The following is a 15,703-nucleotide window of genomic DNA, read 5'->3' on the forward strand; positions in this document are numbered from 1 at the left end:
GCCGCCACCGGCACTACGCTTGTGGGCCATGACCTCTCGCTTTCACCGCTCCACCTCCCGGTGCGTGAACCGACGTCTGGCGCCACTCGGATGTCTCGCATCGATCCTCGTTCTCGCGGTCGGCGGCTGTGCCTCGCCCAGCGAGGCGGGTTCGGTCCTCGCACCGTCGACAACCACCGCCACCACCCAGCCGCCCGCGCACCTCACCACCCTCCTGCCGGGGATGCCGCCCCCACCTTCACCGACCGATATCTACGCTGCCGACCGAGAACTGAGTCCGGCCGTCGCCGACCACCGACCCCTGGTGTACGTCCCCAACAGCGAATCGCATTCGGTCTCGGTGATCGACCCGAACACCTTCGAGGTCATCGACACCTTCGAAGCGGGCGGGCAGGAGCCCCAGCATGTGGTGCCCTCCTATGACCTGCAAACCCTCTATGTCACCAATGATCTGCCGATCGGCGGCGGCACCCTGCTGCCCATCGATCCGCGCACCGCGAGACCCGGTCCGCCGCTGCCGGTGCGCGACCCGTACAACATGTACTTCACCCCGGACGGCAAATTCGCGCTCGTGGTCGCCGAGGCGGATAAATCGCTCGACTTCTACGACCCGCACACCTGGCAGAAGGTGGACGCGATGCCGGTGCCCGACTGCGCGGGTATCGACCACATGGACTTCACCGCCGACGGCCGGTTCGCGATTGCCAGTTGCGAATTCGCCGGACGCATGCTCGTTCTCGACGTTGCCGCACACACTCAGGTGAAGCTGATCGACCTACCCGGCGGGCCGACCGGCATGCCGCAGGATGTGAAGCTCTCCCCGGACGGGCAGACCTTCTACGTCGCCGACATGATGGCCGACGGCGTGTACACCATCGACGCCGCCCGCTTCGAGAACACCGGGTTCATCGCCACCGGCAAGGGAGCGCACGGGCTCTACATCACCCGCGACTCCAAACAGATGATCATCACCAACCGGCACGAGGGCAGCATCTCGGTGTGGGATTTCGCCACCAATCAGTTGGTGCGCAAGTGGGACATTCCCGGCGGCGGCAGTCCGGATATGGGCAATATTTCCGCGGACGGTCGCATCTTCTGGGTGTCCGGACGCTATCACGGGGTGGTGTACGCGGTGGATATCGTCAACTGGAACCTCTTGGCGCGCATACCCGTCGGGCGCGGACCGCACGGACTGACCGTGTGGCCGCAACCCGGTCGGTACTCGACCGGGCACACCGGTGTCATGCGCTGATCGATCCGTGTCGAACCCGTGGGCGCCGATCGACCGATGGGAAGTGGATCAGAGCCGTGCGGGTCGATCAACCGGAGTCAGGCCGAGCGCGCCCTCGACGAAGCGACGGACCGCCGAAAGACCGGACGCGAGGGCGGGTTCGTGCTCGGGGCGTGCCCACCCGGTGATCGCCGCGGTGCCGTCCGCGCCCGGTGTGACACCGATCTCGGCGACCAGTTCGGCCGTGGTCGGCTCGCAGACGGCCCAGGAGAAGTGGGTTTCCTCGGCCCACTGGGCGGTGCGGATGGCGATGTAGTTCGGATCGGTGATGCCGCCCGAGGTGAGGGCGGGACGGTCATCGATGCGCTCGTCGGCACGCAGGGCACGCAGATACCAGGCGCCCGCATTGATTTCGATGGGTTCCATCAGGCGTTGTCGCTCTCGGGGCGTGCGCGCCCACGGTTCCTGCGATCGCGCCGATCATGCCTGCGGTGATTGTGCTGACCACCGTAGAGCAGTGCGCTCGCGGCCGGGATCGCGAGGAACCACAGCCAGGTGTGGGTGACGAAGAACAGGATGATGGCGGCGATGATGATCAGCGGCATCACCCGCTCGGGAGTCCCCACCGGAAAACGACGCGACTTGGGCGCAACGGCTTTGGCGGCCGTCGGCTCCGGCAGGTCCTGGAAGGGCTTCTCCAGATCTCCCCTGGTCAAGGCGGCCGCGACCTGTCCGCTGCGCTCATCGAACTCCGCCATGCTGAGCCGACCCGCGGCGAAGTGGTCCGACAGGCGCCGCAGTGCGTCCTCCCGCTCCACGGTGCCGATCCGGATCTCGGGGACCTCACTCATACGATCAGGCTAACCCTCCCGCGCCGGTGCGCGCACCGGCGGCTTCGCCCGCTCATGTGTGGAGTCTATGAACGGCCGCGCCGAGTACGCGCATGCCGGTCATGCGCGAAATCTATTGACGGCTGCGCCGGCCGCGTTAGGTATGCTCCAAGGTAAGCTCGACGCTCGACATACGCCCGTGAGCTGCCCATTCGGCATGCGGCGAGATGTCAACGGCGACACGGAGGTTTGCGAATGGGGGAGGAGCGGTTCGGGAGATATCGGCTGCGGCGTTTGCTGGGCAAAGGCGGTATGGGCCAGGTCTGGCTCGCCTACGACACCGTCGCCGACCGCAGAGTCGCGCTCAAACTGTTGCCCGCCGAACTGGCCACCGATGCGCAGTATCGCAGGCGCTTCGAGCGCGAGGCCGAAGTCATTGCGGCGCTGCGGGATCCCCATGTGGTGCCGATCCACACCCACGGCGAGATCGATGGACGGCTGTTCATCGATATGGAATTCATCGAGGGCATCGATGTCGCGGTGCGCTTGCAGACCGAGGGGCCGATCGCACCCGCCGTCGCCGTCGGCGTGATCGAGCAGGTCGCCTCGGCGCTGGACGCCGCGCACCGGGTGGGGCTGGTGCACCGCGATGTCAAACCCTCCAACATCGTGCTGCGCGCCGACGGGGCCGCCTACCTCATCGATTTCGGTCTCGCCCACAGCCGGGGCCAGACCGCGCTCACCGCAACCGGATTCGCCATGGGCACCTGGGCCTACATGGCTCCGGAGCGCTACACGGGCCAAACCGACGGCCGTTCCGATGTGTACTCGCTGGCGTGCGTGCTCTACGAATGTCTCACCGCGCACCGGCCTTACGGCGACACCGATCCGCCCCAGCAGATGCACGCCCACTTGCTTTCCGCGCCACCGCGCGTCAGTTCGTTCAATCCCGCCATCCCGCAGGCGCTCGATGCGGTCATCGCACGGGGTATGGCCAAAGATCCGGTCCAGCGGTTTCAGAGCGCGGGCGAGTTCGCGCGCAATGCCCGTGTCGCCCTGGGAGTTCCGAACGGCAAGCCGCTCACCAAGCTGCTGCCGTATCCGGATTCGGCCCGGACCCGTGTGGAAACCCGTGTCGCCCAGCGCTATCCGCAGCCCGCCTACGCTCCGTCGTTTCCGTCGGCCCCGCCCGGCACCCACCCGCGCCCCGGTCCGCCGCTGACGAGACCGGCACCGGGTCATGCGGTGCCGTACCCGAATGGCCGTGCGCCCCAGCAGATCCGAGCCGTCGCGCCATCGAATGGACTTGCCCTACCCCGGCCGAATGGTCAGGTGATCCCGCAGAACGGTTCTGCCGCACCACAGTCCAATGGCTATGCCGCCCCGCCTCGAAGACAGTGGCATCTGCGTCGACCGCCGGTCCGTCAGGTCGCGCCGTGGCCGGTCCGGCCGCCGACGCCACCGCGCAAGCGTCGCAGTCCAACCCGTCGCTTTCTGCTTGTGCTGCTCATCGTGCTGCTGTCCCCATTGCTCCTGTTGGCGGGCTGCGCCGTAATCGTTCTCGTCGCCGAAGGCGGCGGCACCATCGGCGACCCCAATCCCGCGGGTCCCGCGGCGGTCACCGAGAATTCCGAGACGCCGCCCATTCGCACCCTCTCCCCGCCACCCCTGCGGATCCCCGGCGGCGAACCCAAATCCGATCCCGGTCCCATCTTGCGAATTCCGGGCCTGGAGGACGATTCGGCACCCCCGACCCCACCGAATCGCGGCCCGCGCTGAACACCGCGCGATCTCAGGCCGCGCGCACCGCGTCCGCGAGGGCGCAATGGACTGCGCGGCGGCCGATCTCGAGTGCCTCGGCGAGCAGGTCGGTGTCGCGGGCGGCGCTGTCCACGGTCGGTGAGCCGAGCGGCGGGTGGATCTGGTGCACGGCGTCGCCGAGATTCGCCAGGAAGCCGTCCTCCAGGGATTGCTGGCGTGGACGCTCCAGCCAGGCCCGGTACGCGCCGGGCGCGATAAGACGCATATAGCCGCCGCCGACGATGCGGTGCAGGCGCGGCGCGGGTGGGCGGCGCTCATCGGTGCGGCGGGTGCGCAGCACCAGTGCGTGGGTCGTGCCGTCGCGCACGGCGGTGCGGATCGGCACGGTCTCGGCGAGGCCGCCGTCGAAATACTCCGAATCCCCCAGTGCCACCGGTGGTCCCGCGAGGATGGGCAGTCCGGCGGAGGCGCGCAGCGCTCGCATCAGGGTGCGCTTGTCGACGATGTGGCGGTGCAGATCCACCGCGAGTCCCGTCCGCACGTCGGTGGCGATGGGGTGAAAGGTGGTGGTGTTGGCCAGGATCGCCGGGAAATCCATCGGTTCGATGCCGTCGTACACCTGGTGCACCAGGTAGCGCAGGTCGAAGGCGGGTCGTCCGCGCAGCAGCCGCAGCGGGTCGACGGCGCGGCGCATGATGGCCGGATCCGTCCACGAGCGCATACCGGGTGTGGCGCGTCCGCACAGCAGCCACGCGCCGTTGATCGCTCCGGCCGAGGTGCCGTAGACCGCGTCGAAGATCCCGGCGAGTCCGAGCTCCTCCAGTGCCTGCACCATGCCGCTGGAATACACTCCGCGACTGCCGCCGCCCTCGATAACGAGCGCGAGGCGCTGCCCATCGGCCCTGGTGCCCGCCGCGTGGCGGGCCTGGATCACCTCGGTGACGGACGGCGAACTGGTCACCGGATCACCATACGACAGCCGGAAGACGGCGGCCGACCGCGAAGTGACGCCCCCCACAACCCGCGATGACGCCTCGACGAACATGCGAGCGGGCGCGCACCCCGAGGATGCGCGCCCGCTCGCGGGAACGACTACTTGATCTCGGCCAGCACCGTGCCCTGGGTAATGGCCGCCCCGGCCTGCACCGAAAGTCCGGTGACCACACCGGCCTTGTGCGCGTTGACCGGATTCTCCATCTTCATGGCCTCGAGCACGACAATCAGGTCGCCCGCCTCCACGGCCTGGCCCTCCTCGACCGCGACCTTGACCACGGTGCCCTGCATCGGGGCGGTGACCGCGTCGCCGGAGGCCGCGCCCGCGCCCGCGCCGCCGCGCTTGCGGGGGGCGGGCTTCTTGCGCACCGCGCCATTGCCCGCCGCGCCGGATCCGATGCTGAAGCTACCCGGCAGTGAGACCTCGACCCGACGGCCGCCGACCTCGACGACCACCTTCTGCCGGGGCAGGTCCGCGTCCTGGTCGAGTGTGCCGCCGCCGGTGAACGGCTCGACGGTGTTGACCCATTCGGTCTCGATCCACTTGGTGTAGACGTCGAACGCGGTGCCGTCGCCGATGAAGGCCGGATCCTCGACGATGGCCCGGTGGAACGGGATGACCGTGGCCAGCCCCTCGACCTCGAACTCGGCGAGCGCGCGCCGCGCCCGCTCCAGCGCCTGGGTGCGGGTCTCGCCGGTGACGATCAGTTTGGCCAGCATCGAGTCGAACTGGCCGCCGATGACGCTGCCCTGCACCACACCGGAGTCCACGCGCACGCCGGGACCGGACGGCTCGCGGTACACGGTGACCGGGCCGGGCGCGGGCAGGAAGTTGCGGCCCGCGTCCTCGCCGTTGATGCGGAATTCGATGGCGTGGCCGCGCGGGGTCGGATCCTCGGTGAATTCGAGTTCCTCGCCGTTGGCGATGCGGAACTGCTGACGCACCAGGTCGATGCCCGCGGTCTCCTCGGTGACCGGGTGTTCGACCTGCAGGCGGGTGTTGACCTCGAGGAAGGACACCGTCTCGCCCTGGACCAGGTATTCGACGGTGCCCGCGCCGTAGTAGCCCGCCTCGCGGCAGATGGCCTTGGCGGAGGCGTGGATCTTGGCCCGGACCTCGTCGGACAGGAAGGGAGCGGGCGCTTCCTCGACCAGCTTCTGGAAGCGGCGCTGCAGCGAGCAGTCGCGGGTGCCCGCGACCACCACATTGCCGTGCATGTCGGCGATGACCTGGGCCTCGACGTGGCGGGCCTTGTCCAGGTACTGCTCGACGAAGCATTCGCCGCGCCCAAAGGCGGCGACGGCCTCGCGGGTGGCGGACTCGAACAGCTCCGGGATCTCCTCGATGGAGTGGGCGACCTTCATACCGCGCCCGCCGCCGCCGAAGGCGGCCTTGATGGCCACCGGGACGCCGTACTGCTGGGCGAAGGCGACGACCTCGGCGGCATCCTTGACCGGGTCCTTGGTGCCCGCGGCCATGGGCGCGTTGGCGCGCTCGGCGATGTGACGGGCGGTGACCTTGTCGCCGAGGTCGCGAATGGACTGCGGGGACGGGCCGATCCAGATGAGCCCGGCATCGATGACGGCCTGGGCGAATTCGGCATTCTCGGAGAGGAATCCGTAGCCGGGGTGGATGGCGTCGGCGCCGGACTTGGCGGCCGCGTCCAGGATCTTGTCGAAGACCAGGTACGACTCGGCCGAGGTCTGACCGCCAAGGGCGAATGCCTCGTCGGCCAGTTTGACGAAAGGCGCGTCGGCATCGGGTTCGGCGTAGACCGCGACGCTGCCGATGCCCGCGTCCTTGGCGGCCCGGATCACGCGCACGGCGATTTCGCCGCGATTCGCTACGAGTACCTTCGTGATCCGCGCGCTGGCATGGCTGGGCACTGAGCCTCCTGTGTGCACTATCTCGGTCGCCCCATGGTCGACGAAATCCTTCTCGGGGAGTGTAGGCAGTGTGCCAACCGATCCGGAATTCGGATGCGCCTACCTGGGGGTAGGTCGCGGATAACCGTCGCTCACCGAAACCGAGGACGTTTTCAGATGATCCACATCACCCTACTTGTTGCGCCCGCGCCGTGCGGAAGTGGTTGGCGCCTCACCGGGTTCGTCGCCCTTGGCGATCGGCATGCGCACCGAGTTGCCCCACTCGGTCCAGGAGCCGTCGTAGTTGCGGACCCGCGGGTATCCGAGCAGGTAGCGCAGGACGAACCAGGTGTGGCTGGAGCGCTGGCCGACGCGGCTGTAGACGATGATTTCCGCGTCGTCGGTTTCCGCGTCGGCGGCCAGGTCGCGGTAGCGGGAGTCGAGTTCGGCCCGCGCGCGGAAGCGACCGTCCGGGGTGTTGGCCGCGGTCCACGGCACATTGACCGCCGTGGGGATGTGCCCGCCGCGCAGGGCTGCGTCCTCCGGATTGAGCGGGTGGGCGATCAGTTCGCCCGAATACTCCTCGGGGGTGCGCACATCGACGAGCGGCAGGCCGAGGTGGGCCAGCACCTCTTCGCGGAAGGCGCGTTCGACGGTGTCCTCGCGCGTGACGACGGGGTAGTCGCTGTGGGTGAGGTACGGGATGTCGAAGGTGGTGTCGCGCTCCTCGGAGATCCAGGCGTCGCGGCCGCCGTCGAGCAGGCGCACGTCACGGTGACCGAACAGGGTGAACAGCCAGAGCGCGTGCGCGGCCTGGGCATTGCCTCGGTCGCCGTAGATGACGATGGTGTCCTCGCGCTCGATACCTTTGGCCCGCATCAATTCGGTGAAACGGGAACCGTCGATATAGTCGCGCGTGACCGGATCGTTCAGATCGCCGCGCCAATCGATCTTGATCGCCCCCGGAACATGGCCGATATCGTAGAGCAGGACATCCTCGTTGGCCTCCACGATCCGCAGTCCCGGCGCGCCTATGTTTGCCGACAGCCACTCTGTGGTTACTAGTCGGTGAGGATGTGCGTAGGGGCCGAAGGCGGGATTCGGATCAGGGGCGACGGGCACGAGGGTGGTCCTTCACGCGAGGTAGACGGTGGTTATGGCAGATCGGGTCTCACAGCGATGGTAGGCGCGGGGCGCGATGGCAACTCGTTTCAGATCACGAATCGGCTGATTGAGCGAATAAATCGCACCTGCATCCGATAAAGTCTCCGGAAAGGAGGGGTGAGCTATGTCCGATTCTTGGCCGCGGCGGCGACTGCTCGCGATCCTACGTGGCGCAAGTGAGCCCCTCGACGCGCAGGAACTGGCCAGAATCACCGGACAGCACGTCACCACCGTGCGATTCCATTTGGATGTACTCACCAAGGAATCCCTGGTGCGGCAATTCCAACAGCCGCCGCGCGGTCGCGGTCGTCCACGTATCGGATACAGCGCGGTGCAGCGATCTGTCGGCTATCAGGAATTGGCGCTGGTGCTCGCCGATCAACTCGGCCCGGACCCGCGCCGCAGGCAGGAGGCCGCCGTCGCGGCGGGCCGGACCTGGGGCGCGCGGCTCGACGCGGTCGACAAGCCGGTTGAGGGCCTCGACGCGGCCAAGGAGGTGGTGGTCACCCTCGCCTCGGAACTGGGTTTCGCTCCCGAACGCGACCCCTCCGGCGATACCGAGGCGCAGGCGCTCATCCGACTGACCGCCTGCCCGCTGCGAGAATTGGCCCGCACCCATTCCGAGGTGGTGTGCGGTGTGCATCTCGGCCAGATCCGGGAGGTGCTGGAACGCAATGGCGCGCGCGAGGAGTTGAATGTGCGCCTGCACCCATTCGTGGAACCCGAACTGTGCGTGGTCCGATTGGAAATGCAGGCCCGCCGCGATCCGACCCCGGTTGTCGCCGAAGCGAATTCCGAGAGAATTGTCGCGCCCTCAGGCGGGCGGGTGCCGCCACAACTGCGCAATGGTGAGGCCAACGTCGCCAAGCAGACGTCGCAGCAGTGGTAGCCCGATCCCGATGACGCTGGACGGATCGCCCTCGATCCGGTCGACGAACCAGCCGCCGAGCCCGTCGAGGGTGAACGCCCCCGCCACCTGCAGCGGTTCACCCGTGGCGATATAGGCGTCCAGTTCCGCGGCGTCGGGTTTGGCGAAATGCACCGTGGTGGCACTGCAATCCACCGATTCGGCCGTCACCGCGCCCGCGCTCATCCGCAGCACGCAGTGGCCGGTGATCAGATCCGCGCTGCGCCCGGCCATTTCGCCCCAGCGAGCCCGAGCCACCTCCGGCGTATGCGGTTTGCCCTGCAGGACATCGTCCACCAGCAGCATCGAATCACAGCCCACCACAACGCATTCGGCAGGCAATTCGGCGGTGGCGGCGATATGGTGCGCCTTGGCGCGCGCCAATTCGATCACCACCTGCCGAGGTGGGGTTCCGGGGGGCAGCGCCTCCGCGATGGCATCCTCGTCGACGTCGGAGACGCGCACGATCGGTTCGATACCCGCCGAACGCAGCACCTCTCGACGCGCGGGCGAGGCGGAGGCGAGAACCAGGCTGAGGTCGGGCACGTTTCAGTCGCGCAGGTGCGACAGTTGCGGAAAGGCGTAGGGCGAGAAGGGCGAGCTGCCCCGGTGCATCATGGTCGGCCGACCCCACATGTCGAGCGGACCGCGCGCGGCGGGCGCGGCGTCGCGGGCGGCGGCGCTCAGCACACAGACCAGCGCGGCGACCTCCGCGTCGGTCGGCGCGCCCTTGATGATCTCGATGAACGGCTGCTCGGCGGCCTTCGCCACGTTCGCCTCCGGATCGGCTGCGGTGGGCGCGATCTCATCGGCGACCGAATCGACCGCGAGATCCAGTTCGGCTGCGGCCAACACGGCCTGTTCTGCCACTGCTGTCACGGTGCCAGATCCTCTCTCATGCCCCGACCGGGCGGGTTTCCGGACTCGGTGTCGACAAACCCGATGAGATCACATTCGGTCCCATTCATGGTCGCTGTCAACCGGTTCGATCGCTGGGATATTCGGGTATCGCGCCGTCACAGCGGGATGTTGCCGTGCTTCTTCGGCGGCAGCGTGACCATTTTGCGTTCCAGCAGGCGCAGCGCGGAGACGATCTGACCGCGGGTGTGCGCGGGCGGGATGACCGCGTCGACATAGCCGCGCTCGGCCGCCACGTAGGGGTTGACCAAGGTGTCCTCGTACTCGCTCTGCAACTCGAGCCGCAGCGCATCGACGTCGCCGCCGTCCTTGGCCGCCTGCTGCAACTGCTTGCGATAGACGAAACCGACCGCCCCGGACGCGCCCATGACGGCGATCTGCGCGGTGGGCCAGGCGAGGTTCACATCGGCGCCCATGTGCTTGGAGCCCATCACGTCGTACGCGCCGCCGTACGCCTTGCGGGTGATGATGGTGATTTTCCCCACAGTGGCCTCGCCGTAGGCGTAGAGCAGCTTCGCGCCCCGCCGGATGATGCCGTTGTATTCCTGGCCGGTGCCGGGCAGGAAGCCGGGCACGTCGACCAGGGTGATGATCGGGATATTGAACGCGTCGCAGGTGCGCACGAAGCGTGCCGCCTTCTCCGAGGCGTCGATATCGAGGCAGCCCGCGAACTGGGTCGGCTGGTTGGCCACCACGCCGACGCTGCGGCCGTCGACCCGGCCGAAGCCGACGATGATATTCATCGCGCGTTCGGCCTGGACCTCGAGGAATTCGTCGTCGTCGAGCAGCCGGAGGATGACCTCGTGCATGTCGTAGGGCTGATTCGGCGAATCCGGGATGATCGAGTCCAGTTCCAGATCCTGCTCGGTCAGCGAATCCTCGATCGTGCCGGAGGCGGATTCGGTGGCCGGATAGCGGGGGGCTTCGGCCCGGTTGTTGCTGGGCAGGTAGGACAGCAGGTCGCGGACATAGTCCAGTGCGTCCTGCTCACCGGACGCGACATAGTGCGCCACACCGGATTTCACCATGTGGGTGTGCGCGCCGCCCAGATCCTCCATGGTGACTTCCTCGCCGGTGACCGTCTTGATGACATCCGGTCCGGTGACGAACATCTGGCTGGTCTGGTCGACCATGACCACGAAATCGGTGAGGGCGGGCGAGTACACGTGGCCGCCCGCGGCCGGACCCATGATCAGCGAGATCTGGGGAATCACCCCACTCGCCTGCACATTCCGGTGGAAGATCTCGCCGTAGAGGCCGAGGGAGACCACACCCTCCTGGATGCGGGCGCCCGCGCCCTCGTTGATGCCGATGAGCGGGCGACCGGTCTTGAGCGCCAGGTCCATGACCTTGACGATCTTCTCGCCGTAGACCTCGCCGAGGCTGCCGCCGAAGACGGTGACGTCCTGGGAGAACAGGCAGACATCGCGGCCGTCGATGGTGCCGTAGCCGGTGACCACGCCGTCGCCGAGCGGGCGATTGCTCTCCAAGCCGAAGTTGACGCTGCGATGTTTGGCCAACGCGTCCAGTTCGACGAACGAGCCCTCGTCCAGCAGGGCGAGGATGCGCTCGCGGGCGGTCATCTTGCCCTTGGCATGCACCTTGTCGACCGCGGCCTCACCCATGGGGTGCTTGGCCTCGTCCAGCCGATTGCGCAGGTCGGCCAGCTTACCGGCGGTGGTGTGGATATCCGGGGTACCCGCCTGGCCGGAGGAGGGCTGCTGCTGGACACTCGTCATGACTTCGGAGTGTAACCAGTGACGATTTCCCATCGAAACCGAGCATGTTCTACCGATGGGTAGAAAACCCCAGCTAGAGGGTATTGCCGTCTGCGGTTCGGCGGGAAACCCGCTGGTCGCCAACGCGGAAAACTGATACCGCTCCCGATGGACTCCGGGATACCCTGGGGGAGTCACGATTTCGTGTTCGAGGGGGGTGCGCCCTTGGTCGGATATTCCACACCTCATGGGCCGAACTCGGCTCCTGAAGCCGAAAGCGCTGCTGTGTCCAGGCGAAACGCTCGCGGGTCCGGCGGGTAACCTCTGCCCCTGTGCAGAGGTCACCGTTGGATGTAGAGAAGCTGCGGCGCAGCCTGACCGAATCGCTCGAGCTGTCGTATTTCTCCCACATCGAGGTGGTGGAGTCGACCGGGTCCACGAACGCGGACCTGATCGCGCGCGCCGGTGATCCGAACACCGACCACGCGGTACTCCTCGCAGAGGCGCAGGAGCAGGGGCGGGGACGGCACGCGCGTACCTGGGTCAGTCCGCCCAGGACACAGATCGCCATGTCGCTGCTGGTTCGGCTGCCGGGCATCACACCCGACTCGCTCGGCTGGTTGCCGTTGCTCACCGGGGTCGCCGTGGTGGACGCGCTGCGCGCGACCGCGGCGGTGCCCGCGAATCTCAAGTGGCCCAATGACGTGCTCATCGATGGCCGCAAAGTGGCGGGCATCCTCGCCGAGTTCGCGGCGGGCGGCCCGGTGCCGACCGTGGTGGTCGGCACCGGGGTCAATGTCGGCCTCACCGAAGCGGAACTGCCGGTGCCGCATGCCACCTCGCTGGTGTTGGCGGGTGCGCGCGAGATCGATCGCACCGAACTGGTGCTGTCGATGCTGACCGAATTCGCCCGCCGGATGACGGCGTGGCAGGCGGCAGGCTGGGACACCGCGGACCTGGCCGCCGCCTATCGGGAGCGCTGCGCCACCCTCGGCGCGCAGGTCAGGGCCGAACTGCCGGGCGGGAAAACCCTCATCGGAATCGCCACCGATATCGATGACGCGGGCCGCCTGCTGATCGGCGATCAGGCCGTCGCCGCGGGCGACGTCACCCACCTGCGCGCGAATTACTAGCCATCCCTGCGAGATTCGCCGAGCGTGATCCGGCTCGGTGTCCCGGTTTCGGGCATCGACACGCGGTAGGGTGCGGATATGGGTTATCCGGAGGATGTGCTCGCGCCGGACGAGCAGTTGCTACTGCATCGCCATCCGCACTGGAAGATGCTCTTCTGGCCGGTCGTCACACTGATCGTCGCGACGGCGGTGGCCGGATTCGGCGCGGGCATGGCCGCGCGGCACCTCGAGGGCGCCGCCCGCACCCCGGTGCTGGTCGCGATCCTGGTGGTGTGGGCGATCGTCGTCGTATGGCGTTGCGCCGCACGGATAATCAGCTGGAAGTCGACGCACTTCATCATTACCGACCGGCGGGTGCTGATCCGACAGGGCGTGCTCACCCACACCGGCATAGATATTCCGATGAGCCGCATCTCCAGTGTGCAATTCCGGCACGGCCTGTTCGACCGGATGCTCGGCACCGGAACCCTGATCATCGAATCCTCCTCGGCCGAACCGCTGGAGTACGACGACATCCCGCAGGTGCAGCGGGTGCACGCACTGCTGTACCACGAGGTCTTCGACGCCGACCGCGGTCGCTCGGACAGTGGATATCGGTGACCTCGACGGTAAACCGCGCACACTTCACTAATCTGGCCTCATGACCGCAGTACTCCTTGCCGAAGACGACGAGGCCATCGCCGCGCCGCTCTCCCGCGCGCTCGGTCGCGAGGGCTACTCGGTCACCGTCGAGCGTTTCGGCCCCGCGGTGCTCGAGCGTGCCCTCCAGGGCGACCACGACCTGCTGATCCTCGATCTCGGCCTGCCCGGAATGGACGGGCTGGAGGTGTGCCGCCAGGTGCGGGCGCGCGGGGCCGACCTGGCCGTGCTCATGCTCACCGCCCGCACCGACGAGGTGGATTTCGTGGTGGGCCTGGACGCGGGAGCCGACGACTACGTCGGCAAACCGTTCCGCCTCGCCGAACTGCTGGCCAGGGTGCGGGCGCTGTTGCGCCGCAGCGGAATCGGCGACGACACCGTCGAGGTGGGCGGGATCCGGTTGGAGCCCGCCGCGCGGCGGGTGCTGGTCAACGGCGTCGAGATCGGTTTGGCCAACAAGGAATACGAGCTGCTCAAGGTGCTCATCGACCGGGCCGGTCAGGTGGTGCCGCGCGAGACCATCCTGCGCGAGGTGTGGGGCGATGCCGAACTGCGCGGCTCGAAAACCCTTGATATGCATATGTCCTGGCTGCGGCGCAAAATCGGCGACGAAGGGCCGATGGCGGAGCGGCGCATCGTGACGGTGCGCGGAGTCGGCTTCCGATTGAACACCGACTGACGTGCGGCGCAGAATCCTGCGGTCCATGCTCACCGTGCTCACCCTCACCACGGTGGTGCTCGGCGTCCCGCTGACCTATACTGCCTGGCTGTGGGTCGAGGACATCACTCGAACCGATCTGCGCGGGCGGTTGGAGTCGATCTCGCGCGAGATCCTCGACCAGGAACACGGCGACGGCATCGTGCTCGGCGAATTGGATACCAGGTCCGTGCGCCCGCTGGTGCCCAAGGATGGTCGGTTGACCATCGTCTATCCGGCCCCGCTCGGCAGTTCGGCGCAGGAGTCGATCGGCGCGACCGAGGTCGCCGATCCGCTGGTCGAATCGCTGTCGATGGGGACATCGGTCTCGCTGCGGCTCGAGGTGCCCTCGGCGCCGATGCACGCCATGCAGCGCCAGGCGGTCGCGGTGGTCGGGCTGGCGGTGCTCGCCTCGCTCGGTGCCGCGGTCTCGGTGGCCATGGTCACCGCCCGCCGGGTGGCCGATCCGCTGCGCGATGTCGCGGCCAGGGCCGCCCGCCTGGCCATGGGCGATTTCCGGCCCGATCCGCGCAGGCACGGCATCTCCGAGCTGGATCGGGTCTCGGATGTGTTGGATTCGGCGACGGTCGAGATCGCGGGCCGGCTGCAGCGCGAGCACGCGCTCGTCGCCGATGTCTCCCATCAGTTGCGCAGTCGACTCACCGCGGTGCGGTTGCGGCTGGACGAGTTGTCCGCGCATACCGATCCGGCGGTGGTGCACGAGGCCGAGGAGGCCATGGCGCAGGTCGATCGGCTCACCGAGGCCATCGACGAGTTGGTGCGCGCCTCCCGCGACGAGGACGCCGCCGACCGCGACCCGGTGCCGGTCATGGCCGAGTTGCGCGGGGTGGTGGCGGAGTGGATGCACCCGTTCAACGAGGCCGGACGCGCGCTGACCCTGACCGGCGACGAATCGCTGACCGCGCCGATCACCGGATCCCGACTGCGCGAGGCGGTGGCGGTACTGGTGGACAACGCCCTGATGCACGGTGGCGGCACCTGCACGGTCTCGGTGCGCACGGTGGTGCCCGGCGGTGGGCGCGTCCCGGTGGTGTGCGTCGAGGTGGCCGACGAAGGTGTCGGGGTGCGCGACGAACTCGCCCCGCACATCTTCGATCGCGGCTTCTCCGCAGGGGGGTCTACCGGGGTCGGGTTGGCATTGGCGCGGGCACTGGTGGAGGCCGATGGCGGCAGACTGGAATTGCAGCGTCGCAGGCCCGCCTCGTTCGCGGTCTTCCTCGGCTCCTCGCCTCGGCCGCAGAACTCCTGGCCTGCCGAACCGCGCTAGAAAGAGCCTAGCTGTGGCCCATTTCCTTCTCGACGAGGTCGCGCAGTTCGGCGTCGATTTCGCTCATCTCGTCGGGGAATACGTAGCGGCGCATGGCCCAGAATCGGAACGCCATTTGCAACAGATTGCCGACGACATACGCGCTGAGGAAGTCGGCGACATTCTCGACGGTGAAGCTGACATTGGGCTGGCGCAGGTCGAACACGTAGCTCGACACCCACAGCGGCAGGAAGCTCAGCACCACGCCGACACCGCTCACCACGAAGAACAGCAGCGCCTCGTGATGCTTCTCGCGGCCGCCGCGATGTTTGAACGACCACTCCCGATTGAGGATGTAGGAGGCGATGACCGCGACAATGCCGGAGATGATCTTGGCGGTGACCGGCTTCTGTTGCAGCACGGTCCATTTGAGGACGTAGAACAGGCCGCTGTCGATCACGAAGGTCGTCGCGCCGACGATGGCGAATTTGATCAGCTCGTGATGGCGGTACGCGATCTCCCGCAGCGGCTTGGGGAGGACGTTGACCACGTCGTCGACGAATGACACAAGGCCCGAGT

The 15,703-nt window shown here is 67.6% G+C and carries 16 protein-coding genes; 7 read left to right on the top strand and 9 right to left on the bottom strand.

Translation table 11 applies throughout. The annotated features are described in order from the left end of the window. The first annotated feature begins 28 nt into the window (after window positions 1-28). Window positions 29-1,252: a YVTN family beta-propeller repeat protein gene (locus D5S18_RS24295; RefSeq protein ID WP_120043377.1), complete on the top strand. Its 1,224-nt coding sequence runs from the start codon at window positions 29-31 to the stop codon at window positions 1,250-1,252. A gap of 48 nt (window positions 1,253-1,300) precedes the next feature. On the opposite strand, the gene D5S18_RS24300 is transcribed toward D5S18_RS24295, so the two are convergent. Both D5S18_RS24300 and D5S18_RS24305 read right to left on the bottom strand, forming a co-directional pair. Beyond that, window positions 1,301-1,657, bottom strand: coding sequence for a hypothetical protein (locus D5S18_RS24300; protein WP_120043378.1), 357 nt, complete (start codon window positions 1,655-1,657; stop codon window positions 1,301-1,303). After that, entirely contained in the window at window positions 1,657-2,082 is a 426-nt protein-coding gene (locus tag D5S18_RS24305) for a DUF1707 SHOCT-like domain-containing protein (protein WP_120043379.1), read from the bottom strand. Before D5S18_RS24305 ends, D5S18_RS24300 begins: the two co-directional genes overlap by 1 nt. Window positions 2,083-2,316: 234 nt before the next feature. Between D5S18_RS24305 and D5S18_RS24310 the strand changes: the two genes are divergently transcribed. Beyond that, window positions 2,317-3,840 carry a serine/threonine-protein kinase gene (locus D5S18_RS24310; protein ID WP_120043380.1) on the top strand — a complete coding sequence of 508 codons (1,524 nt, stop codon included), beginning with the start codon at window positions 2,317-2,319 and terminating at the stop codon, window positions 3,838-3,840. Window positions 3,841-3,853: 13 nt separating this feature from the next. Here D5S18_RS24310 and D5S18_RS24315 read toward each other — a convergent pair whose 3' ends face one another. The 3 genes from D5S18_RS24315 to D5S18_RS24325 all read right to left on the bottom strand — a co-directional run bounded on the left by D5S18_RS24315 (window position 3,854) and on the right by D5S18_RS24325 (window position 7,803). After that, window positions 3,854-4,783: a patatin-like phospholipase family protein gene (locus D5S18_RS24315; protein WP_239003971.1), complete on the bottom strand. Its 930-nt coding sequence runs from the start codon at window positions 4,781-4,783 to the stop codon at window positions 3,854-3,856. Between the two features lie 131 nt (window positions 4,784-4,914). Beyond that, complete coding sequence (locus D5S18_RS24320) at window positions 4,915-6,702, bottom strand: acetyl/propionyl/methylcrotonyl-CoA carboxylase subunit alpha (RefSeq protein ID WP_120043382.1); 1,788 nt, start codon at window positions 6,700-6,702, stop codon at window positions 4,915-4,917. 171 nt (window positions 6,703-6,873) lie between these two features. Continuing rightward, on the bottom strand, window positions 6,874-7,803 hold the full coding sequence (locus tag D5S18_RS24325; RefSeq protein WP_120043383.1) for a sulfurtransferase: 930 nt from the start codon (window positions 7,801-7,803) through the stop codon (window positions 6,874-6,876). 166 nt (window positions 7,804-7,969) lie between these two features. Between D5S18_RS24325 and D5S18_RS24330 the strand changes: the two genes are divergently transcribed. Then, complete coding sequence (locus D5S18_RS24330) at window positions 7,970-8,734, top strand: helix-turn-helix transcriptional regulator (RefSeq protein WP_120043384.1); 765 nt, start codon at window positions 7,970-7,972, stop codon at window positions 8,732-8,734. Here the strand turns inward: D5S18_RS24330 and D5S18_RS24335 are convergent. The 3 genes from D5S18_RS24335 to D5S18_RS24345 all read right to left on the bottom strand — a co-directional run bounded on the left by D5S18_RS24335 (window position 8,660) and on the right by D5S18_RS24345 (window position 11,409). Next, on the bottom strand, window positions 8,660-9,298 hold the full coding sequence (locus D5S18_RS24335) for a Maf family protein (protein ID WP_120043385.1): 639 nt from the start codon (window positions 9,296-9,298) through the stop codon (window positions 8,660-8,662). The genes D5S18_RS24330 and D5S18_RS24335 overlap by 75 nt on opposite strands. Before the next feature lie 3 nt (window positions 9,299-9,301). Next, window positions 9,302-9,631: an acyl-CoA carboxylase subunit epsilon gene (locus D5S18_RS24340; protein WP_120043386.1), complete on the bottom strand. Its 330-nt coding sequence runs from the start codon at window positions 9,629-9,631 to the stop codon at window positions 9,302-9,304. Between the two features lie 137 nt (window positions 9,632-9,768). After that, window positions 9,769-11,409 (bottom strand): acyl-CoA carboxylase subunit beta, encoded by a 1,641-nt coding sequence (locus D5S18_RS24345; protein WP_120043387.1) that lies wholly within the window; start codon window positions 11,407-11,409, stop codon window positions 9,769-9,771. A gap of 311 nt (window positions 11,410-11,720) precedes the next feature. Here D5S18_RS24345 and D5S18_RS24350 point away from each other — a divergent pair, with 311 nt between their 5' ends. From D5S18_RS24350 to D5S18_RS24365, 4 genes are all read left to right on the top strand, one after another. Next, complete coding sequence (locus tag D5S18_RS24350) at window positions 11,721-12,521, top strand: biotin--[acetyl-CoA-carboxylase] ligase (protein WP_239003972.1); 801 nt, start codon at window positions 11,721-11,723, stop codon at window positions 12,519-12,521. Between the two features lie 78 nt (window positions 12,522-12,599). Next, on the top strand, window positions 12,600-13,121 hold the full coding sequence (locus D5S18_RS24355) for a PH domain-containing protein (protein WP_120043388.1): 522 nt from the start codon (window positions 12,600-12,602) through the stop codon (window positions 13,119-13,121). Window positions 13,122-13,161: 40 nt separating this feature from the next. Then, the gene (locus D5S18_RS24360) at window positions 13,162-13,839 is read left to right on the top strand and encodes a response regulator transcription factor (protein WP_120043389.1); all 678 of its coding nucleotides are present in this window, start codon (window positions 13,162-13,164) and stop codon (window positions 13,837-13,839) included. A gap of 1 nt (window position 13,840) precedes the next feature. Continuing rightward, window positions 13,841-15,145, top strand: coding sequence for a sensor histidine kinase (locus tag D5S18_RS24365; protein WP_120043390.1), 1,305 nt, complete (start codon window positions 13,841-13,843; stop codon window positions 15,143-15,145). 7 nt (window positions 15,146-15,152) lie between these two features. Here the strand turns inward: D5S18_RS24365 and D5S18_RS24370 are convergent, their stop codons facing one another. After that, complete coding sequence (locus tag D5S18_RS24370; protein WP_120043391.1) at window positions 15,153-15,692, bottom strand: GtrA family protein; 540 nt, start codon at window positions 15,690-15,692, stop codon at window positions 15,153-15,155. Window positions 15,693-15,703: the final 11 nt, after the last annotated feature.

The organism is Nocardia panacis, assembly GCF_003598715.1.
GTDB lineage: Bacteria > Actinomycetota > Actinomycetes > Mycobacteriales > Mycobacteriaceae > Nocardia > Nocardia panacis.

Coding starts and splice junctions, on each gene's coding strand:
- D5S18_RS24300 (WP_120043378.1), bottom strand. CDS start 1,657: ATGGAACCCATCGAAATCAATGCGGGCGCCTGGTATCTGCGTGCCCTG.
- D5S18_RS24360 (WP_120043389.1), top strand. CDS start 13,162: ATGACCGCAGTACTCCTTGCCGAAGACGACGAGGCCATCGCCGCGCCG.
- D5S18_RS24345 (WP_120043387.1), bottom strand. CDS start 11,409: ATGACGAGTGTCCAGCAGCAGCCCTCCTCCGGCCAGGCGGGTACCCCG.
- D5S18_RS24355 (WP_120043388.1), top strand. CDS start 12,600: ATGGGTTATCCGGAGGATGTGCTCGCGCCGGACGAGCAGTTGCTACTG.
- D5S18_RS24305 (WP_120043379.1), bottom strand. CDS start 2,082: ATGAGTGAGGTCCCCGAGATCCGGATCGGCACCGTGGAGCGGGAGGAC.
- D5S18_RS24310 (WP_120043380.1), top strand. CDS start 2,317: ATGGGGGAGGAGCGGTTCGGGAGATATCGGCTGCGGCGTTTGCTGGGC.
- D5S18_RS24295 (WP_120043377.1), top strand. CDS start 29: ATGACCTCTCGCTTTCACCGCTCCACCTCCCGGTGCGTGAACCGACGT.
- D5S18_RS24330 (WP_120043384.1), top strand. CDS start 7,970: ATGTCCGATTCTTGGCCGCGGCGGCGACTGCTCGCGATCCTACGTGGC.